Consider the following 21,516-nt stretch of genomic DNA (forward strand, 5'->3'; position numbering starts at 1 on the left):
GTCTTATATTATTGTTACTTTTATAATAGTTGATAGTTACGACATATTTAGTCATTATCAATAACTTCTATCTTAATAGAGCAAAACTACGCTTTCCCTTGCTCTTTGAGCGTTTTCCACGCTTGATTGCGCAGATACTGTGGTAGCGCATGCGCGGCATCTGTACCACCTAACGTCATAAACTGGGCGATGCCTAACTGCCCTATTACTACTGCATCAGGCCAAACCTCATCATGGCTTATTTGTTCATCATGCAGGCTCAATAAACCAGCACCATTGCCGACGATAGCAATGTTAAGCGCTGTTTGACTGTCATAATCTAGCAACTGCTCAGTGCTTTCACTGTTTTCGATATATATCGGCTGCATGATAGTATTTTCTAATTGATATTGCCCAAAATAAACCTGCTGCATACGCGCATCGAGGGCACTATATACGTGCGTCAAGCCGTACTTCTGGTGGGCAGATTGGGCAATCGCTTGCAAGCTTGAAACACCGACGCAAGGAATGCCATGCGCCACGGATAACGCCTGCACTACCGCTGTATTAATCCGAATACCACTAAATGCGCCGGGGCCACGATTAAATATTAATGCTTTTATATCAGCGAGGCGCAACTGAGCCTCAGATAAAGCGGCATCAATCATCGGTAGGATTTGCTGCGTCTGCTGACGCTTACCCGTTTCGGTATGACTCGATAGCACTTGACCACTGGTATCTAAAATCGCGATCGAGCACTGATCAAACACGGTATCCATTGCTAAAAACATCATAACCTCGGCTTATAGTCTTGGCGCTCTAAATTGGCTTGATAACTTAGTACGGTAAAAAGCACCAGCTTCATAAAACAGCGCCTATCATAGCATTTAGGGCAGACTAATTTTATTACTTTCTATATTTTTCATACTTTATCCATGAGAATATATCTAAATAGGATAGACATAAAAAACCTCAAAGCCCATTTAGCTTTGAGGTTTTCATGACAAAGGTTTTGCTAATAGCATTAACTACTATTAAAAACGTTTTTTAAAATTCTTTGGCGATTGATTTTGCAACTCTTGCATCTGTTTTTGCATCTCTTCGGTACTTGGCATGTTGTTTGGATCCAGTCCCATCTGTTTCGCCATTTGCTGCGGATTCACATCTTTAACGCCGCCTTGTTGACCACCACCGCCGAATAATGGACCACCGCCACCGCCTGCTCCAGCGCCGCCGCCCATCAATCCTTGCATCGATTTCATCATTTTACTGATGCCTTCAGGCTTTGAAATCATCTTCATCATTTTTGCCATTTGCTTGTGCTGCTTGAGCAAACGATTGACATCTTGAATCTCACGACCAGAGCCAGCAGCAATACGGCGCTTACGGCTCGGGTTAATCTTATCAGGATTTTTGCGCTCAAATGGTGTCATCGAATTAATCAACGCTTCCATCTCACGCACTTTTTCTTCAGGCTTAGCATCTTCGACGGCTTTTTGCATATCAGAGCCGCCCATACCTGGCATCTTATCTAAGAAGCCCGCCATGCCGCCCATACTTTTCATTTGCTGGAACTGGGTCAATAGATCCTCAAGGTCGAACTCGCCGCCCTTTTGCATCTTTTTCGCCATTTTTTCGGCTTTATCACGGTCAATCTTTTGCTCAACTTCTTCCACCAAACTCAGTACGTCACCCATACCAAGAATACGTTGGGCAATACGCTCAGGATGGAACAGCTCTAAGGCATCTAGTTTCTCACCGCGACCTAAGAATTTAATCGGCTTACCTGTGATAGCGCGTACAGAAAGCGCCGCACCACCGCGCGCATCACCGTCAGTCTTGGTTAAAATAACACCCGTTAATGGCAGCGCATCGTTAAAGGCTTTGGCAGTATTAGCCGCATCCTGACCAGTCATCGCATCGACAACAAACAGCGTCTCAGAAGGATTAACCGCAGCGGTCAGCGCTTTGATTTCATCCATCATGGTCTCATCAATAGCCAGACGACCCGCTGTATCAATAATCAAAATATCTTGATATTGAATTTTAGCCTCTTCAATAGCACGTAGCGCAATATCAATCGGGTTTTCGTCGCTACTTGAATTAACGAACTTGGCATTCACTTGCCCAGCGACTTGTTCAAGCTGCTGAATCGCTGCTGGACGATAGACGTCAGCAGATACCAGCATAACCTTCTTTTTATGGCGCTCTTGTAAAAACTTTGCCAGTTTACCAGCAGTGGTGGTTTTACCCGCACCTTGCAGACCTGCCAAGATATAAACCACTGGTGGCTTGCCAGTCATCTCTAACTGCTGATTGGCACTGCCCATCATTTCAGTCAGCTCATCATGGACGATCTTGACAAATGCCTGTCCTGGAGCCAACTCTTTAAGCACCTCAGCACCAAGCGCTTGCTCTTTGACACGCTTCACAAAATCGCGGGTGACAGGTAACGCCACATCGGCTTCTAGCAGCGCCATACGTACTTCGCGTAAAGTGTCTTTGATATTGTCTTCGGTCAATTGCCCTGTGCCTGCGATATTGCGCAGGCTCGATGATAAGCGTTCGGTTAAGGTATCAAACATAAATAACTCTCAGTTAAAATAATTCTCAGTTAAACCATTCAAATGGTCTATAAATAGTATTAGCGTATATTATAAAATATTGGGTCGCGCTTTTATAAAAGCAGTTATAAAAATCACTATAAAAAACAGCATATTATCAATACTATAGCATTAAGACGACTCAAAATTTATAGTCGGTCTACAAATAATGGTTTTGCCTATAATCGTTTTGCAATCAGGAATACGTAAGATGGTACTCAATTGACTGCCATTTTATGATAAATTGGATGATTGTTCTAATAATACCATTTTAGCATTAAATTGAGCGCTCATTTTTTAGCATTAAATTGAGCGCTCATTATGAGATGAGGTCTTTTATCTTGCAACTTGCATTCTTACTTGCTGGTGTGGCTTACCTCTTAGTCAGCATTCATATTGGTTGGGCGCTGATTCAAGATAAACCTATCCATAAAGGCACAAGCTTAAGCTTATTATTGGTGGGTATGTTGGCACATGCGACGCTACTCTACCCACATGTTGTCACTCTTTATGGGTTAAATTTTAACCTATTTAATATCATTAGCCTGATCAGTTTATTTTTCTTATTCTTTTATGTCATGTTCTGTTTGTACCGACCTATCGTGAGTCTTGGTATTTTAGCAGCACCGACCGCATTAGTAGGTATGATAATCGGCTATATTGGCCGCGCGCCTTATCGCCCGCTCACTGATATCAGTATGGGGCTTGAAGCTCATATATTACTATCACTTGCCGCCTATTGTGTGCTGCTGATGGCGGCGGTGCAAGCGCTATTTTTGCGTCTGCAAATACGTGAGCTTAAACACCAATCGATTCACCGTTTTTGGGTTAATAAACTACCGTCATTGCAAAGTATGGAAAGTCTATTATTTGATATGCTATTGGTAGGCTTTGTCCTGCTTAGCATCGCATTAGGGATTGGCTTTATTTACGTAGAAGATTTGATGGCGCAGCACATTGCCCACAAAACGGTGTTTAGCGTGTTGTCGTGGCTGTTATTTGGGGCGCTATTATTAGGCAATTGGCGTGCTGGATGGCGTGGCAAACGCGCTGCCAACATCACCATTTACGCTTTTATTTTATTAGCAATTGGCTTTGTCGGCAGTAAGTTTGTGTTAGAGATGGTGTTATAAACTCAGTTTTGCAACAGCAATATGATTAGAAAAACATGGCCGCCAGTATCATTAAATAATAATACTGGCGGCTTTTTTATTAAATCTCTTTTAACGATTTCTGCTCAATTTAAAACAGCTCTAATTAAAAGCTAATTAAAAACCACTGTTTTATTTCCCGCTACAATCACGCGATTTTGTACATGCCAATTTACGGCACGCGCTAATACATTACGCTCAATATCACGACCAATAGCACGCAGCTCCGTCACTCCTTGGCGATGAGTCACACGGTGCACATCTTGCTCAATAATAGGTCCTTGATCCAACTCGGCTGTGACATAATGGGCGGTCGCTCCAATCAGCTTTACCCCTTTATCATAAGCTTGGCGATACGGATCTGCACCAACAAACGCTGGCAAGAATGAATGATGAATATTGATAATCTGCATCGGCCAACGCTTGACAAAATCAGACGATAATATCTGCATATAACGCGCTAATACCAATAAATCATTGCCGGCCATCAATTGATGAATCTGCTCTTCTGCCTCTACCTTATTATCTTTGGTCACTGGTATATGATGAAAGGTGATGCCAAAATTCTCTACCGCTTGACGTAAGTCTTCATGATTACTGACGACAGAAGTAATCTCACAATCAAGCAGTCCGCGCTGATGTCGCCATAATAAGTCTAATAACGCATGGTCAAATTTGGATACTAAGATACCGACTTTGGTCTTAATGGCATTGTCGTGTAGGCGCCACTCCATATTATGGCGCTTAGCAACGGTATGGGCAAAACTGGCCTCAAAATTATCAATAATCTCACTCAATTCCGCTAAAACAAACTCTAAACGCATAAAGTATTGACCACCTTCATGAGCAGTTGAATACTGATCTAGAGTAATGATATTAGCGCCATAGCGATGAATAAATTCGGATACCGCCTGTACAATACCAGCTTGATCACGGCATTTAATCAATAGTGTTGCAGTATCAATAGCATTGATCATAGGTGGCACTTTAGACGCCTGTTGGAATAAAGTTTTCGGTGAAGCTATCGTTGCAGTGTCTGACATAGTTCGCCCAATCAAGAATAAAACTTGCTGCTAATGTTAGATACTATCAGCAGCAAAGGAAAGCGACTATTCTAATCGCTTTTGCAAAAATTTGCTGATTGAGTTGCTTGTATTTGGTTATTGAGATTATAAACACAAAAACCCCCAACGCACGGTTGGGGGCTTTATTAAAGCTAGTAAATAATAGTAATTAAATTTTATTTAAACATAATATTTTTAGAAAATTCAAAACCATTACGTCTAACATTGATTCTAGAGCCTTCGTCGAATGCTTGGTTAAAATCTACAACAAAGCTGTTATAAGCTATCGATGAACTATTTGAGTTTACGCCATCTATGGATACAAAATAACCTGGTTGGTTTGGCTGATAAGGTGAAAGAATGACTTGTGTTGTGTCATTTTGGGCATCAATTTTAACATTCATGGTACTTGTACATACCGCACCGCCATGACCAAATGGACTAGTATTATCAATCCAAGGTGTTTGTATACTTGTGTTATTAATAACCAAGTCACTCTCTGCTGAAGGCAGTGTATAGTTAATGCTTTGGGAGTTTTCACTACCATTTAAGAAAGTAGTAGCATCAAAACGTACTTTTACCCAGTTTGAATAATTCAGTGGATAACGAATTTCAAAGTCAGCACGACCTTTATCATCAGTCACAAAAGTGTAACCATCATCAGATAATGTACCGCCGATAATTGCTACCGGGTTTATAGCATCTAAGCTGTCGTTGCCATTTTTATCTTCATTTAAGATTGGATCTTTGTCTAAGGTGTAATTGTAATTACTATCCTCTGTTGGTTTCCAGCCTGACTGTAAAAATATAGGAGTCTTTTCAGATTTCGTTTGAGGCTCTGGTGTAGAGGTAGCACCTGATGCCGATACTTCATCAGCCGCTTGATAAGTTGTTGTACTATCTAGCAGGCATACTAAACCTTGCGCGTACTCAATAGCATAAGACTTGATTGATACTTCTTTATTAGGGACAGCACGTCCTGAACCATCCATCACTGAGATAGAACCACGTACTGTGTAATAAATATCATCAGAGGATAGTTTATTGGCAAAGGCTAAAGTAGTATAGACAGCTTCTTCAGATACTGTAATGTTAGTGGTTTTAGTACCGATATTTTCACTATCATTTAATAAACGTCCATTAATAACCACGCCGCCAATAGGTGAGCTAGCATTGGCGGTATAAACCACACGTGCCTCGCCTTTGCGGTCTGTTACCGCGGTTGCCGCTGATAGACGACCAGCAGATGAATCTACAGAACGACTAAATACCACGGTTTGACCTTCGACGGGTACATCATTTTTATCTTTAACAGTCGCTACTATCTCAGTGCTGCTACCTGGAGTGATAACGGATTTCACTGCTTGGAATAACATTTTCGCAGGAGTAGTAGCACGGAAACGTGTATCAGCTGTGGTTTGATATTTGAGTGCGCCACTACTACCATTGGCAAATATGCCAAGGACTTTAGCCTCAAGGGTTGCAGACCCTGAAAGCTTAGAAGTCAAAACAACAGGTATAGTAATAATATTACCAGTAATGTCACCTGCCGCAATCGGTCTGCTTGTAATTACATCGTTATTGCCAAAGGTACCAATGGTTGTCTGTACCTCAACAACCTTACCTTGAAGAGCAAGAGCAAGAGCCTCAGCTGCAGAGTCAGTACGGATTTGTACATTAATCGTTTGTGCTACATTGACGTCATATAAATTTTCAATATTACCAAAGCTAATACCAGCTTGTGATACTTGAACTAAGTTAATACTGTTGATGCTAGTCTGGGTATTTAGTGACTTCTCACCTATTGCTCTGGCATAAATGCGCAAATTACCGTTATCATCAAAGGTATTGGCAGTTTTGAGCGCTGCTTCATTAAGCTCAAAGCTTGCATTACCGTCTGCATCAGTCGTAGCAAACATAGGGGCACCAGAAGAGTCTTTTGGAAGAACAGACTGTCCATCGGCATTTACCAAGTCCATCTTGGTATTAGCAATAGCACGACCTGCGCCATCTATTAGCGTAGTGTTAATTGTAGTAACTTCAGCATCTTTAAGCTGAGTTTTTGAGGCATTGAGAGTCATTACTGTACCAGTAGCTGATAGACTCAATGATTTTTCTTCGCGGACATCCATGCTTACATTGCCGTTAGCATCGTAAACCGGTGTGACAATTTTTGCTGTAATCTTAACTTCATGATTAAGACGCGCATTAATACTATTTGCCCCTAGTAAAATACCAACGTCAACTTTACCTTCTGCATCCGTCGTGACTATACTTGGTGTTGTTAAGGCTGCACCGCTAGCTTCTAAACTATCTATGCTTAACTGTACAGGCACACCTACTAGAATACCCCCACTACTATCGGTAACACGGAAAGTAGCATTGGTTTGATCACCACCAGTGTTTAGAGTAGATTTGTCAGAAGATGCCAATATCTGATAACTATCAACAGTAGCTGTATCTACTGCGACAATATAGTTCTCTATTATATCAAAACCTTCAGCAGTTGTTGTGGTTGCTGTTAGCGGGATACCTGACTCTAAAAGAGCTAGATCAACACTTGCACCCGGCACAAATTTTAGATCAAAGGTAGCGACACCGTCACCATTCGTTTTAACTGTATTATTAGTAATGGTTATACCAGTTTTAATTGGATCATCAACATTTAAAAGAACATCGCGGTTGGCAATACTGCCTTTATCGTTAGTAACACGTACGAAAACTTTGAAAGTATCGCCTTTAGTGTTGATCACTTTATTCGCACCAATACTGATATCCTCTTTCGTACCACTTGCTGCTGGCTTAGAAGTGGTTACAGTACTGGTATTAGTTGCAATATTACCATTAGCATCAGCAGCTGTTAGCACAACTTTAAAGCTTGATCCAATGGCTGCTTTTTGCTCATCAGTGAGACCGGCTGGTACAGCAAGCGTGAAGCTCGCCTTACCTGAATTATCTGTAGTTTGCGTGCCACTAGTCACTAAGCTAACCCCTTGCGCCGCAATTGCAGCAGGAAGCGCTAAGTAAACTTGTTTACCCGCAATGACATTGTCTTTGCTATCTTGCGCTATCACTTCAATCTGAGTTTCTCCACCATTTAGATTAAGTGCTTTTGGTGGAATAGCAATAAGATCGATAGCTGCTTTTGTAGACTGTATATTAAACTGAATCTCTTGAGTTTTACGTGTCAAAGTTTCAGTAAATGTAGCGGTTAATCTCTTATTCTGTAGCTGGTCTTTTTGGTCTGCTGTTAAGTTATTTGGTACGGTGACCGTAAAGCTAGCAGCACCATTATCACCTGTGCTGACAATATTGATGTTTGAACCAAGCTTACCATTTACATTCAATAGTGCCGCTAATGCTTTGTCTTTAAACTCAAGCTCAATAGGCTGACCTGCAATCGCAAAGCTAGTATTTTGAGTGCTAAGCGCTGCTTGTATAATCGCAGTATCGCCTTCACCGTTTAAAGTATAAAAAGGACGGTTGTTGATAAGGTTAGGTGCATTGATGACCGTTAAATCAACAGCTGGCGTAATAATATTAACTTTTTGGGCTAGAGAATTATAAGTAGCGTCTTTTTCGACATAAGATAGCTGATACTTGATACCAACTTTCTTAAGCTCAGCACGTTGTACTGCTGTCAAACCTTCTGGTATGTTAACTATAAATGTTGTCTCACCACTAAAGTCTGTCGTCGCTGACTCTGCATTGACAGTGACACCATAATCAAGCGCTACCTTACCTAGTTGTATAGCAACTGGCTGCCCTTTAACTGGCGTTTGGTTTGCTTTAGTTAATAGCTTCATACTAACAGTACCTTTACCACCAAACTCACTAATAGAAGGCGTAAGGATGGAAGCAAATTCTAAACTAGTTGCTGGCTGCACTACTTCAACAACTGCATTTTCAATTTTCGCCTCTGTGCCATCATCATCTGTCAAGACAGCATTATATTTAATACCTGATGCAACTAATGCCGCACGTTCTTCCTTAGTTAGATCTTGGCTAAGATTTACTATAAATACGGCGTTTCCAGCTTCATTTGTTACCTTTTCATTGCCCTGAATGCTGACACCTGCCATATCTTTAATCACAAGCTTTACATTTTTCCCAGCTGCGACGCTACCGTTAGAAAGTTTAGCGGATACTTGGATAGTAAACTGTTTGTCTGTGACAGTGACCACTTTAGGTGAGCTGATCGAGGTTAGTTTGATATCACTCTTTTCTACAGCTGCAGTAATCCGTATAGAAGAACTACTGATGCTGCTACTTGCACCCGAAGATTCAACTGCGTTAGCTTTTAGAATAAAACCACCAGCCTCCTCAAGTTGTTTTTTCTTTGCAGTTGATAGTCCTGCAGGAATACTAACTTTATAGCTGACTACACCTTCACTATTAGTAGTTTGTGTCGCAGCACTATCTAAAGTAAGTAAGCTAGAGTCGACTAGAGATTTGGGGAGCATCGCTGTGACACTTTGATTAGCGATCACACCACCATTTTTATCGTTTACTCGGAAGCTAATGATAGTGCTGCCGCCTGAACTTGATAACTGAACTTTATCACTGGTACCAAAATTAATCTGATACTGCGCAGCTGGAATAATAACAGAGGCATTATAGTTACTGGTAACCACACCATCGTTATCGGTCAAGCTCGCTGTATAAGTAATACCTGACTTTACCAATGCTTCACGTTGAGCTTGGGTCAAATCTTGGCTTACATTTATAGTAAATGTCGCATTGCCTGACGCATCAGTCTTCTGTTCGTTATCTTTGACTGCAACGCCTGCTACATTATTGAGCTCTAGCTTGACAACTTTATCAGCTGCAGCACTACCGTCTTTGCGCTTACCCGATACTTTGATAGTGAACTGGCTTTTTAAGACATTCACTACTTCAGGATTGGCCTCTGCAGATAATACTGTCAAGCTTTTCTGAACCTTGTTGCTGATAGCGATAGGCGCACTATTGGTACTAGTACTAGCACCTGATGTTTCAATCAGCTTAGCGGTCAAGAAAAATCCACTGGCTTTTTCTAATGACGTTTTTTGGGCAGTCGTTAATCCACTAGGAATGCGAACGGTATAGCTCACGATACCTAGGTTATCCGTTGTCTGAGTAGCAGCACTATCTAAGGTCAATAACCCAGCACTAACCAAAGCTGCTGGAAGATTGACTGTCACTTTTTGATTGCCTATAACGCCGCCATCTTTGTCATTGACTCTGAAGCTAACAACAGTGCTACCACCTGAGCTTGATAGCTGCGCATTGCTGCTACTACCAAAATTAATTTTGTACTCGGCGTTAGGCACAGCTGCTTTAACAGTGTAATTTTCAGTGGCAACACCATCGTCATCTGTCATTGTTGCCGTATAAGCAACTCCTATTTTTTCAAGTGCTTTACGCTGCTCTAAAGTTAAGCCTTTATCAATATTTACAGTGAATGTTGCATTACCAGCACTGTTCGTGATTTGCTCACCACCTTCAATACTAATGCCTTTGATATTATTGATTGCAAGCTTTACAGACTTACTTGCAGCAGCACTACCATTCGGGCGCTTAGCAGATACTTGAATCGTAAACTGATCTTTTAAGAGGTTTACAATACTAGGAGTAGTCGTTGACGTCAGGATAGTTTTACTTTTACTAGGATCAGCAGTCACTACAATACGATTACTGTCTATATTGATACTTGCACCTGACGACTCAACCAAACGAGCATTCAGTTTAAATCCAGCAGCCTTCTCAAGTTCTGCCCTTTGGGTAACAGATAGCCCTGCAGGGATACGAACTGTATAACTGACACTACCTTGAGCGTCAGTTACTTGACTCGCTGCACTTTCAAGCGTGATTAGACCTTTTTGAGTCAAATTACTAGGTAAGCTTGCTGTTACGGTTTGATTGGCAATGACGCCACCATTTTTGTCATTGACGCGAAAACTCAGAGTTGTGACACCACCCGTACTCAGTAGCTTATCAATGCTACTGTTTGCAAAGTTTAGCTTATACTCCGCTATTGGAATGATAACCGGTGCTTTATAGGTATTAGTAGTTACGCCATCTTCGTCTGTCAAAGTAACAGTATAAGGAATACCAGACTTCACCAAAGCTTGACGCTGTGTTTCTGTCAAATCTTGGCTTAAGTTAACCGTAAATACTGCGTTACCAGATTCATCTGTCGTTTGTTCGCTACCCTGAATACTAATACCTGCAACATTACTAATGGTCAATTTTACTTTTTTTGCAGCTGCGGCACTACCGTCTGGACGCTTGCCAGCTACTTGAATTTGAAATTGATTTTTTAATACATTAACTGCACTAGGAACATTTTTTACACTTAAAATGGTTTCACTTTCCGCAGTCACTTGAATTCGCTCACTAGCAATACTGCTAGTGGCTCCTGATGTCTCTGTTACTTTAGCGGTTAAAACAAAACCTCCAATTTTTTCAAGCTCCGCTCTATTAGCAGCATTTAACCCTACAGGCACCTTGACGTTATAGCTAACCATACCTTTACTGTCAGTTACTTGAGTAGCGGCACTATCTAAGCTCAACAATCCTTTATTGATCAAATCAATCGGTAAGTTAGCGGTTACGGTTTGATTAGCAATAGCACCACCAGCTTTATCATTAACGCGGAAGCTAATAGTAACTTCGCTGCCGAAACTAGATATTCTACTTTTATTTTTTGTCGCAAATTTTATTTGATACTGAGACTCAGGAATATATGCTTCGTTGACATACGTTTGGGTAGTTACTGAACGGTTAGGCTCTGATAAAACCACGGTATAGCTCACGCCTTTTTCCACGATCGCTTTACGCTGATCTGCAGTAAGTGTTGGTGCTACTATTAGATTTACGGTGGCTTTGCCACTAGCGTCAAAGGTCAGAGCTTCGGTGCTTAGCTTAACTCCGGGAATGGCATTATTGAACTTAATAGTACCTTTTGCACCATTGATACTGGTAGATACATTGGCGTTTATAGCACTCGCATTAATGATAAGTGTTTGACTATCACCATATGCATTAATCTTATTTGAGTTGCCAGAGATGGCAAGCTGATAATCTGATATTGGTATTGCTACTGGCAGCGTTCCTTCTTTTTTCTTACTTGCACCATTTTTTTCTTTGATATTGATTGCGTAAGCAACGCCTTGTAATAGCTTATCACGCTCAGCTTTACTTAAGTTTTCATCAACTTTGACTTTAAAGACGGCGATACCGTTTATATCAGTCGTTTTATTGTTCCCTTCGACGATAGCGATGCCTTTGATATCGGCAAGACCCATACCAACTATGACATCTGCGGCGCGTGAGCCATCTGTATTCTTAATTATTACGTTAAACTTAGCCGTATCACCGTAGGGATTCAGCTTATTATTAGAGACAGAAGTGGTTTGCAGATTATTTTCTATGTTGAGCTTACTGATTTCAGTTTGTGCACCCTCTCCACTACCTTCTTTACTGACACGGACAGTAAGTACCTGCGTTATCTCTGCACCATTTGAGGATTGTTTTGCAGTTGCTTTTAATCCAAAGCCATTAAGTAATAAGTCCGCTTTTTGTTCGTCATTAAGTACTAAGGGGTTAAGCTTAAGCTCATAGGTCGCTTCACCTTTGTCATTAGTGCTCTGAACACTCGCACCTTGAATCGTAACACCAGTATTGTTAGAGTCATCAACATTCAAGCTCACCGATCTATTAATCGCTGCACCACCGGATGCCGTTACTGCTTTGACAGTAACATTAAATGTGACAGCCTCATCTGTGAGCTTGATGTTAGTTGGATCGGTATATAATTTTTGTAGGCTAAAATCTTCTACAGGGGTTTGTGTTCCACCATTATCACCACCGCCACCATTATTGCCTCCACCGCCACCAACCGGTGGAATAGGTGGCTTGACAGAGTCAACACCATCACCACCACAACCTGCTAACGCTAAGGCACAAGATAAAGAGGTAAGCTGAAACAACTTAAAAGCAGGTAATGAGGTGTATGACATTTTTGGAGCTCCGCAGCAGCAGTAATTTATCTGGTTAAATGTATGCAATTATTACGTAGCCTCATATCAGCTTGGTAAAGATACATATACTTACAATAATAGCAGTTATATTAACAGATTGTATTAAATTTATGACTGCAACTTTACTGACTTTTGTCATAACTTACAACTAAAAAGTGAATCCTTATTATTAAATAATCAATCACATACCGTGCTCAATTCAAGGTATAATAGTTACCGTTTAAACCAACAACTATCACAAAAATATTTGAGTATTCATTACTTTTATGGTATAAATGTCGGCTTTAAAATTTTCTGAATTGGTTTGCCTGTTATTTGCCTTTAATGACAGTAAATCAGCTCAACATTCATATAGTTTTGTTTGGTGCAAAGCTGCCGCTTGCTGTGTCCATGCCGCAAATACGTGCAACTTGCCCAGACTGGTATGAGAAAAACTCATACCTCATAGATTAGGAGTTCGCCATGTCTAGAGTTTGCCAAGTGACTGGAAAGCGCCCTATGGTGGGTAATAATGTTTCGCACGCAAACAACAAAACCCGTCGTCGCTTTCTACCAAACCTTCATAACCATCGTTTTTGGGTAGAGTCAGAAAATCGTTTTGTACGTCTACGTGTGTCTACCAAAGGTATGCGCATCATTGACAAACTGGGTATCGATAAAGTGCTAGTAGATTTACGCGCACAAGGTCAAAAAGTATAAGTGACTATTGGCAGTTTAATTAGGCTGCCTTTAAGTGATATATCTATGAAATTCATATTTATTTCGTAGATATATCACCACTTAATATTTTGGATCCATACCTATCGATTGAAGACCGCTCATTTACAGGAAAGCTATCATGAGAGATAAAATTAAATTAGTATCAACTGCTGGTACTGGGTATTACTATACCACTACCAAAAACAAGCGCACTATGCCTGGCAAAATGGAGATGAAGAAATTCGATCCAAAAATTCGCCAACATGTACTATTTAAAGAAGCAAAAATCAAATAATATCCATTTTTATAAATGGTTTTATTTGAACAAAAAAAAGGGTTTATCAATGGATAAACCCTTTTTTATTGCTGAGATTTTGACTCTCTACTATTTAGCTGTTTGCTACTAATTTATACAGCATTAACTATAATGCGTTGGCTCTTTATCATAAACATGGGCATGCCATTGGCTCATCTGCTTTTGCATGATTACTTGAATCGCCGCATGAATCATATGCTGACCAATCGCTTGGGTATCACTACCTAATATCTCTTTTAGCTTATCAGAAAAATCGATCGTCATCAGCGGCGCTTCATCTTGTTCAGCGTCACGTAATAGCAATTTGCCATCGTCTGCTTCTACCAGCTCAAGGGTTGTCTCTTTGGCAAATCCTGCGAACTGATCTGTACTGTCATTATCTACTTCTATCTCATTATCAATATCGTATGGCATTAATATTTTCCTTATTATCCCGTTTTATACCTGTAAAAAACGCGCTGATTTAACTTCCTAAAGCTACTGTCTTACAGTGATGCGGGCAAAACTATCTTACTCATACAATGGACGCTTTGAGCCTAGAATTCAAGGGCTGTCATACAAGTCTTTTGCACAAACAGGGTTTAACTGTTTCAATTTTATAGAAACCTATTACTAATTAGCGCCAGTAGCGCAGCTTTGCTAAGGTGAATAAGAACGCAACAAACATACCAAGGTAATAAACAAGCTTTAGCTCAAGAGTAGGGTCGCGATATTTGAATGGTAGCGCCACAGTGGCAGTAGCCGTTGGCAGTATCAATAACATCAACAGCCAGTTTTCAAATACGTGTAACCAGCCTTGCAGGTCATTACCATGTCGTAGCGACGACAGTCCTAACAGCAAACAGCCAATAATTAAGCTTGTGAATAAACCATTTGGTAAGTCTTTTGGATAAATGATATTGGCAATATTGGTCGGTACTATTCTCATATAAAATTCCAGTCACGCTTATAGAGCATGACTTAACGATTAAAAGGTATATCAAAAACGGCTTATAGAAAACATTGCAATACTATATTTATTAAGCACCTTTAGCTTTGCTGATAAAGGTTTAACTATAAGTACCCATCAACCATAGCATCGATATACAAGACGTTAAATAACCCAAGCTAATGGCATTCCAGCCTTCTATATGCATGCCTTTAATCTTGTTAAGTATGCGTGAACCCACCCAGAAAAACAGGGGAATACCAAGCATAAATGCGGGCACTATCACCACAGCGTGGCGTAATACCTCACCGGTATCATCACCTATCATCAAGCGAAAACCGTAGCCTGCTAGACTTAAAACAAGCGCAAACACTGCCAAGCCGATTGTAATACCTTTGGGTACTAAGCTAGGTGATTGCGGCACTTGCTTGGTTTCAGGTCGAATTTTAACGTTTTGGGTATTCATATTTCACCTTTACGTGATGTATCGTTATATATAATAAGTCAGACAACACATCTCAATATGATTGATTCATTATTCAATATAATGGTTATGAATTGCCATTTGCCAAGGCCAGCTCTTCGCGCATGGCATCGATAGCAGCCTTATAATCTTCTTGATTAAATATCGCGGAACCCGCAACAAACATATCAGCGCCTGCTTCCGCAATAGCTCGGATATTACTGGCTTTAATACCACCATCGACTTCTAATCTGATGTCACGGCCACTGGTAATGATGCGTTGACGGACTTGGCGAACTTTTTCTAGAGTACCTTCAATGAACGACTGACCACCGTAACCGGGATTGACGCTCATCAGTAAGATTTGATCTACTTTATCCATAACGTAGTCTAAATAATGTAATGGGGTCGCTGGGTTCAATACCAAGCCACATTCTGCACCGCCATCTTTAATCAGCTGCAAAGAGCGATCAATATGCGTGCTGGCTTCTGGATGGAAAGTGATGATACTCGCACCCGCCTCTAGGAACTGCTCAATCATACTATCGACAGGGCTAACCATAAGATGTACGTCAATTGGCGCATCAATCCCATAGTCACGCAGCGCTTTGCAAATCATACTACCAAACGTTAGGTTGGGTACATAATGATTATCCATCACATCAAAATGTATGACATCGGCACCTGACTCTAATACTCTGTCTACTTCTTCGCCCAGTTTGGCAAAGTCGGCAGATAAAATAGAAGGAGCGATTAGATATGGCTTAGAGGGACTGATCATGATTGAGCTACCTAATTGATGTTTATACATTGATAGTTATATAAAAGTTTAATAAAAAAAACTGCTGTCGGTGTTGGTAATCTCTACATATCTAACGTAACCATGCTAATCAAAAGTACTAAATAACTATAAATTAATAGAACTGAGCATTTAAATAACTAGCGCGGCTTATATTGAGTTTTACAGTAGGCGCGACCTACTTCAAAGCCTCGTTTTGCTTGGTGTTTGGTAGCACGATTGCTCACGCGCTGACGCCATAATCGAAAAGACGATGGTTTTAGTTCCTGACGCATGAGTTTAATGACACCAGCTTCATTAAGACCGTAGCTATGCTCTATCGCCCCAAACGGCGTTCTATCTTCCCACGCCATCTCTATTACTCGTGAAACTTGCGATTCATCAAGTACTCTATCGCCAGCTTCATTGACTGATTGGGCGATAAATTCATTTGAGTTAATAGGATTGGTTTGCTCGCCATTCAAATTGGCATTAGCATTAATATCAATATGGGTACGCTGCTTATTTTTTAAAGCCGCATCCATATCGGCTTGCATAGTCGCAAGCGCTAATTGAGCAGAATTAGAATCTGCTAGCTGAACGCCTGCTTTAAGGACTGTTAAATCCTGATAACTTGCCATAAGAACAACCTTGTAACTATAGAACAATATAGCGAAAAAATAATGCGACATCAAAACCTAGTTAAGCTGTGCCTTGCGCCAGTGATGTTCGATATGGTCGTTAATAACGCTCTGAATAAAGTAATAGCTATGGTCGTGACCTGCCTGATAACGTAAAGTTAAGGGCTGCTTGGCTTTTTCACAAGCCTGTTGTAATTTAGACGTTTGCAACTGACCTTCTGCTAAAAACTCATCAGCAGCACCTTGGTCGACCAAAATACTCGAATACTGCTGACCAACTTGTTCAATTACCTGTGAAGCATCTGCTTGCGACCACAAGGATGTGTCATCACCGAAATATTCTGCATAAGCTGCCTTACCCCATGCTGATTCACTGGCCGCGCACACTGGTGATAAAGCTGAAACGCTGACAAACTTACCTGGGAATTTAAAGCCCAATAATAAAGCCCCGTGACCGCCCATCGAGTGCCCTGTGATACCGATACTATGAATCGGAAACTCTGAGCGCAGCAAATCGTATAACTCATCGACGATGTAGCTTTGCATATTAAAGTTGTTGTCCCAAGGTGCTTGCGTCGCATCGACATAATAGCTTGCGCCTTGACCGACAAAATAGCGCTCGTCGTTTGGCACTTCATTGCTGTCCCTACTGTCAACGCCGCCACTACTTCTAGGAGACGTGTCAGGCGCAATAAATATCATGCCAAGCTCGCTACACTTTTGTTGAAAATGGGCTTTGTGGGTGACATTATCGGCATTACAAGTGAGACCTGATAAGTATAAAATCGCCGGACAACGTTGACCTGCTAGCGCTTCATCAGGCAGATAAATACTAAACGTCATCGCCGTTTTGGTAGACGTTGATTGATGGCTATAGTAATGCTGTTCACCATCAAAGCAGCGATTGACACTTTTTTGCGTAAGTTGTGTGCTAGCTGACAAACTGTGATTATAAGAATTATTCATGAGCAGTATCCTTTTTTATCCAAGGTAAAATAGCAATCGCTTATAAGAAGTACTTAGTTAAGAAATAGTACCATTTACAAAAATTTAAATAGTGCTTAAGATTTAGTCGTTAGTATTATCAACACTTACAGGTATACTTGGAACCGCATCAGGCACGATATTAATAGAGTTTGTCGCATTAGGATTATTAGTAATACTAGCGATCGGCGGTCGTGTTTTATCAAACAATACTTGTTCAAATGCCGGCAAGGCGGTTTCCATTAAACTACCGATAACCATTTGCGGCTCTGACGGCTCAAATCCCATGTAAAGCTCACGCTCTTGTACTCGATAAGCAGCATCTTTAAAGGCGGCAGAAAAACTGGTATTTTCACGTAGGCTTTCTGCAAAAAATGCCTGACCAAAATAGGTCATCTCTGCCGTATTGGTACAGCCAAACGACATCTTGTCAGCTGCCGAAGCGGTAATCACCACCGTCGTTGGCGACGCCAATTCATCGATAAATGAGCCTGAATAACAAGCTGATACCACGATGACCCGCCAGCGAATACCTGACGCATCCAAAGCCTCACGCAACCAAGTAGCATCCAAATTATCCATCGCAAGCGGTGGATTAGATAAATGGATAAAGTCTTGATCGCCGTGCGACGATAGCGTCATAAAGAGCACGTCTTCATCAGCATTCATCTGCTGACCAATTCTTTTTAAACCACGCAATATACTGGTCTTAGTCGCAATCGGCTCATCCAACCAAGTGTAAGTATTGTTAATTAATGCCAGCGAATGTCCGCTGGTACCAAAACGCACATCAAACAGCTCACGTACTTTATTAATCTCAGAGCGAAAGACGTTTTGATCGGAAAACCCCGCCACACCCATAAAGTACCAGTCGCTTTTACCCGCTACACTTGGGTCAAGACGCTCCAAAGCTTCCTGCAGTAGACGTGGCTGCGCGTACAATGCCGCTTCTTCCAATACTGGCTCTACAGGAATCTGCTTAAATATGGGTTGGTCAGCGACGTTACGCTGCCATATCGTCAACAATGCCACCGCCCCGATAATGACAATGACACGCTCCCACCAAGGTATACGCAAGCGACGAGAAAAAATCCACAATAAGGCTAAAGTTTGCCATAAAAACAGCACTAAAAATAAGATAGGTAAAAACGAATAGCTCCAATCAGGCAACCAACCATAACTACCTAAAAACTGCACCAAGCTTTGTAACAACGCTGATAACGTATCAGCCACCAACCACAGTAATACAGGCACGAAAACCAGCGCTTGATTACCAGCGCGCCGTGCCAAAATAATACCGCTTAATAATATAATCATCGGCCAAATTAGATAGCTGACCAATCCTTGCTCATTGAAAACACTGCCGTCTGGGGCGGCTAACCAAGAAAACAGCACGTTGCTACCAAGCGCCAACAGTGCAAATACCGCAAACTGGATAAAGGTTGGTTTTACCCAAGAAAACGCCCGCGTAGACCCTACTAGCATCCACAAGGTTGCAATAATATTGGCAGCGAAATTGAGCGAAAAGCGCTGAAGCGATACGGTTTTTAATGACGCAAGTGACAAAGACTTAGACCTCTAGCCAATCGAGAGAAATAAAACACATCAATGATAAATATTTTGATATCGATGCCATTTAACGTGTTTAATTTACATTTTTTGCACGGCATACGACTATCAGTTTTATATTTAATTCACTATGAAATGATTATAAGAGACGAATAGCGCACATCTATATTATTGACTAATAGTTTAGCTCGCTAATCTATCGCGATTGTAACGGATTGTCGGTCAAGAGCATAAGGCTGAATTGTAAAATTCGCTTAAAAAATTCATTAAAAAAGGAGGTCTTAGACTCAAGACCTCCTTTTATATCAAACACTAAACATTATCTCATCAATAGCTCATTGACGCGTTTGAGGTAAGCAGCTGGATCTTCTAATTGACCACCATCTGCTAGCAATGCTTGGTCAAAAATCACTTGCGCCAGCTTGTCAAAATCGACGTCAGACTGCTCGCTACTCTCAAGTTTTTTAATCAATGGATGATCAGGGTTAACTTCTAACGTTGGTTTGCTTTCTGGTACATCCTGCCCCATTTGCTTAAGCATTTGGATCATCTGTGGCGATAGCTCACCTTCACCAACGACCAAGCAAGCAGGACTGTCGACTAAACGCGTAGATACCTTCACGTCTTTGGCGCGCTCGCCTAATGCTGCTTTTAGCTTATCAACGACTGGCTTCATGGTTTCTTGAGCCTTTTCAGCTTCAGCCTTTTCAGCTTCATCCTGCAAGTCGCCTAAATCAACCGCGCCTTTTGCGATGTTTTGTAGCGGTGTCTCATCAAATGAAGTTAAGAAGTTCATTGCCCATTCATCGACACGACTGGTCATCAAAATAACTTCGATACCTTTTTTCTTAAACAACTCAAGTTGTGGGCTGTTTTTTGCTGCTGCTAAGTTATCAGCCGTTAAATAATAGATGGCTTTTTGCCCGTCTTTCATACGCGCCTTATAGTCTTCAAAGCTGGTGGTCTCACCATCTTGAGTGCTGGTCGCATAGCGGAGCAATTTGGCAATACGCTCTTGATTGCCCATGTCTTCGCCAACGCCTTCTTTGATAACATCACCAAACTCGGCGTAGAACTGGGCGAATTTTTCTTGCTTATCGCTGTCTTCACTATTCGCTAGGCTCGCCAACAAAGTCAAAATACGACGGGCGTTACCATCACGAATAGATTTTACGTCACGTGACTCTTGTAAAATTTCACGGCTGACGTTAAGTGGTAAATCGGCTGAATCAATCACCCCTTTGACGAAACGCAGGTACATCGGCAGTAATTGCTCAGCTTCGTCCATAATAAAGACGCGTTTGACGTATAACTTTAGCCCATGCTGCTGGTCACGAGTATATAAATCGACAGGTGCCTTTTTCGGGATATACAATAGCTGCGTATACTGTACGCGACCTTCAACACGGTTGTGCGTCCAAGTCAGCGGCGCATCCATATCATAAGTGATGTTTTTATAAAAATCGACATACTCATCGTCTTCAATCTCAGATGCTGAGCGTGTCCATAATGCACTGGCTTTATTAATGGTTTCCCATTCATCAGTCAGTACCATTTGTCCATTGGCAGGTGTGTCGCTGCCCCCTTCCGCTTCATCTTCTTGCCAGACTTCTTTACGCATCTGAATCGGTAAGCTGATATGGTCTGAGTATTTATTCACTAACTGCTTAATTTTGCCACGGTCTAAGTAGCTGTCTTCGCCTTCAGAATACTCTTCTTTTAAATGCAAAGTGATGGCAGTGCCGCGAGTAGCTTTAGTGATTGGCTCAACGGTAAAGCTACCGGTACCATCTGATACCCAACGTACGCCTTTATCCGCAGGCTCGCCTGCTTTGCGTGATTCAACGCTAATCGTATCGGCAACGATAAAGCCAGAATAGAAACCGACACCAAACTGGCCGATTAATTGACCTTCTTGCTTTTGTGATTCAGACAATTTATCTAAAAATGCTTTGGTACCTGACTTGGCAATCGTACCTAAGTTTTCGATGGCATCGGCTTCATTCATGCCAATACCATTATCAGTAAAGGTAATCGTCTTAGAGTCTTCATCGACGGCGATACGAATACGCAGCTCGCCATCATTTTCATAAAGACTGTCGTCATTGGTGGCTTCAAAGCGCAACTTATCACAGGCGTCAGAAGCATTAGAGACCAGCTCACGCACAAAGATATCAGCATTAGAATATAGCGAATGCGTTACTAAATGCAGCAGCTGCGCCACTTCCGCTTCAAACGTATGTTTTTTTAATTCTGGGTTTTTGCTATCAGCTTTCTGGTTATCAACTGGGGTCTGTTCACTCATAAAAAACTCCTT

The 21,516-nt window shown here is 41.3% G+C and carries 15 protein-coding genes; 3 read left to right on the forward strand and 12 right to left on the reverse strand.

From position 1 onward, the window contains the following. Window positions 1-86: 86 nt before the first annotated feature. Together tsaB and ffh are read right to left on the reverse strand one after the other, a co-directional pair. On the reverse strand, window positions 87-770 hold the full coding sequence (gene tsaB / locus CAN34_RS02045) for a tRNA (adenosine(37)-N6)-threonylcarbamoyltransferase complex dimerization subunit type 1 TsaB (protein ID WP_089554277.1): 684 nt from the start codon (window positions 768-770) through the stop codon (window positions 87-89). A 243-nt stretch (window positions 771-1,013) separates the two neighbouring features. Next, entirely contained in the window at window positions 1,014-2,564 is a 1,551-nt protein-coding gene (gene ffh, locus CAN34_RS02050) for a signal recognition particle protein (protein ID WP_089554222.1), read from the reverse strand. Window positions 2,565-2,908: 344 nt separating this feature from the next. Between ffh and ccsA the strand changes: the two genes are divergently transcribed. Continuing rightward, the gene (ccsA, locus tag CAN34_RS02055) at window positions 2,909-3,715 is read left to right on the forward strand and encodes an inner membrane protein YpjD (RefSeq protein WP_089554223.1); all 807 of its coding nucleotides are present in this window, start codon (window positions 2,909-2,911) and stop codon (window positions 3,713-3,715) included. 131 nt (window positions 3,716-3,846) lie between these two features. Here the strand turns inward: ccsA and purU are convergent, their stop codons facing one another. Beyond that, window positions 3,847-4,710, reverse strand: a complete 864-nt coding sequence (purU, locus tag CAN34_RS02060) for a formyltetrahydrofolate deformylase (protein WP_174668335.1) — start codon at window positions 4,708-4,710, stop codon at window positions 3,847-3,849. A gap of 263 nt (window positions 4,711-4,973) precedes the next feature. Next, window positions 4,974-12,800 (reverse strand): Ig-like domain-containing protein, encoded by a 7,827-nt coding sequence (locus tag CAN34_RS02065; protein ID WP_089554225.1) that lies wholly within the window; start codon window positions 12,798-12,800, stop codon window positions 4,974-4,976. A 483-nt stretch (window positions 12,801-13,283) separates the two neighbouring features. Here CAN34_RS02065 and rpmB point away from each other — a divergent pair, with 483 nt between their 5' ends. Next, window positions 13,284-13,520, forward strand: a complete 237-nt coding sequence (gene rpmB, locus CAN34_RS02070) for a 50S ribosomal protein L28 (RefSeq protein ID WP_011280972.1) — start codon at window positions 13,284-13,286, stop codon at window positions 13,518-13,520. 139 nt (window positions 13,521-13,659) lie between these two features. Continuing rightward, complete coding sequence (gene rpmG, locus CAN34_RS02075; protein ID WP_062533708.1) at window positions 13,660-13,815, forward strand: 50S ribosomal protein L33; 156 nt, start codon at window positions 13,660-13,662, stop codon at window positions 13,813-13,815. Between the two features lie 123 nt (window positions 13,816-13,938). On the opposite strand, the gene CAN34_RS02080 is transcribed toward rpmG, so the two are convergent. From CAN34_RS02080 to htpG, 8 genes are all read right to left on the reverse strand, one after another. Next, complete coding sequence (locus tag CAN34_RS02080) at window positions 13,939-14,250, reverse strand: hypothetical protein (protein ID WP_079692483.1); 312 nt, start codon at window positions 14,248-14,250, stop codon at window positions 13,939-13,941. A 202-nt stretch (window positions 14,251-14,452) separates the two neighbouring features. Beyond that, complete coding sequence (locus tag CAN34_RS02085; RefSeq protein WP_089554226.1) at window positions 14,453-14,764, reverse strand: hypothetical protein; 312 nt, start codon at window positions 14,762-14,764, stop codon at window positions 14,453-14,455. A gap of 121 nt (window positions 14,765-14,885) precedes the next feature. Beyond that, window positions 14,886-15,230: a hypothetical protein gene (locus tag CAN34_RS02090; RefSeq protein WP_089554227.1), complete on the reverse strand. Its 345-nt coding sequence runs from the start codon at window positions 15,228-15,230 to the stop codon at window positions 14,886-14,888. A gap of 85 nt (window positions 15,231-15,315) precedes the next feature. Beyond that, entirely contained in the window at window positions 15,316-16,008 is a 693-nt protein-coding gene (gene rpe / locus CAN34_RS02095; protein WP_089554228.1) for a ribulose-phosphate 3-epimerase, read from the reverse strand. A gap of 158 nt (window positions 16,009-16,166) precedes the next feature. Beyond that, window positions 16,167-16,448, reverse strand: coding sequence for a TIGR03643 family protein (locus CAN34_RS14600; protein ID WP_274903994.1), 282 nt, complete (start codon window positions 16,446-16,448; stop codon window positions 16,167-16,169). A gap of 255 nt (window positions 16,449-16,703) precedes the next feature. Beyond that, complete coding sequence (gene fghA, locus CAN34_RS02105) at window positions 16,704-17,612, reverse strand: S-formylglutathione hydrolase (RefSeq protein ID WP_089554230.1); 909 nt, start codon at window positions 17,610-17,612, stop codon at window positions 16,704-16,706. A 102-nt stretch (window positions 17,613-17,714) separates the two neighbouring features. Further along, entirely contained in the window at window positions 17,715-19,196 is a 1,482-nt protein-coding gene (locus CAN34_RS02110) for a C13 family peptidase (RefSeq protein WP_089554231.1), read from the reverse strand. Window positions 19,197-19,518: 322 nt separating this feature from the next. Then, window positions 19,519-21,504: a molecular chaperone HtpG gene (htpG, locus tag CAN34_RS02115; protein WP_089554232.1), complete on the reverse strand. Its 1,986-nt coding sequence runs from the start codon at window positions 21,502-21,504 to the stop codon at window positions 19,519-19,521. Window positions 21,505-21,516 lie beyond the last annotated feature (12 nt).

The sequence above is a fragment of the Psychrobacter sp. DAB_AL32B genome (genome assembly GCF_002224105.1).
Classification (GTDB): domain Bacteria; phylum Pseudomonadota; class Gammaproteobacteria; order Pseudomonadales; family Moraxellaceae; genus Psychrobacter.

Bases quoted from the DNA above. Each gene is read 5' to 3' on its own strand.
- htpG (WP_089554232.1), bottom strand. From the start codon at position 21,504: ATGAGTGAACAGACCCCAGTTGATAACCAGAAAGCTGATAGCAAAAAC.
- CAN34_RS02065 (WP_089554225.1), bottom strand. From the start codon at position 12,800: ATGTCATACACCTCATTACCTGCTTTTAAGTTGTTTCAGCTTACCTCT.
- tsaB (WP_089554277.1), bottom strand. From the start codon at position 770: ATGTTTTTAGCAATGGATACCGTGTTTGATCAGTGCTCGATCGCGATT.
- purU (WP_174668335.1), bottom strand. From the start codon at position 4,710: ATGATCAATGCTATTGATACTGCAACACTATTGATTAAATGCCGTGAT.
- rpmG (WP_062533708.1), top strand. From the start codon at position 13,660: ATGAGAGATAAAATTAAATTAGTATCAACTGCTGGTACTGGGTATTAC.
- ffh (WP_089554222.1), bottom strand. From the start codon at position 2,564: ATGTTTGATACCTTAACCGAACGCTTATCATCGAGCCTGCGCAATATC.
- CAN34_RS02085 (WP_089554226.1), bottom strand. From the start codon at position 14,764: ATGAGAATAGTACCGACCAATATTGCCAATATCATTTATCCAAAAGAC.
- CAN34_RS02080 (WP_079692483.1), bottom strand. From the start codon at position 14,250: ATGCCATACGATATTGATAATGAGATAGAAGTAGATAATGACAGTACA.
- rpmB (WP_011280972.1), top strand. From the start codon at position 13,284: ATGTCTAGAGTTTGCCAAGTGACTGGAAAGCGCCCTATGGTGGGTAAT.
- fghA (WP_089554230.1), bottom strand. From the start codon at position 17,612: ATGAATAATTCTTATAATCACAGTTTGTCAGCTAGCACACAACTTACG.
- rpe (WP_089554228.1), bottom strand. From the start codon at position 16,008: ATGATCAGTCCCTCTAAGCCATATCTAATCGCTCCTTCTATTTTATCT.
- ccsA (WP_089554223.1), top strand. From the start codon at position 2,909: ATGAGGTCTTTTATCTTGCAACTTGCATTCTTACTTGCTGGTGTGGCT.
- CAN34_RS02090 (WP_089554227.1), bottom strand. From the start codon at position 15,230: ATGAATACCCAAAACGTTAAAATTCGACCTGAAACCAAGCAAGTGCCG.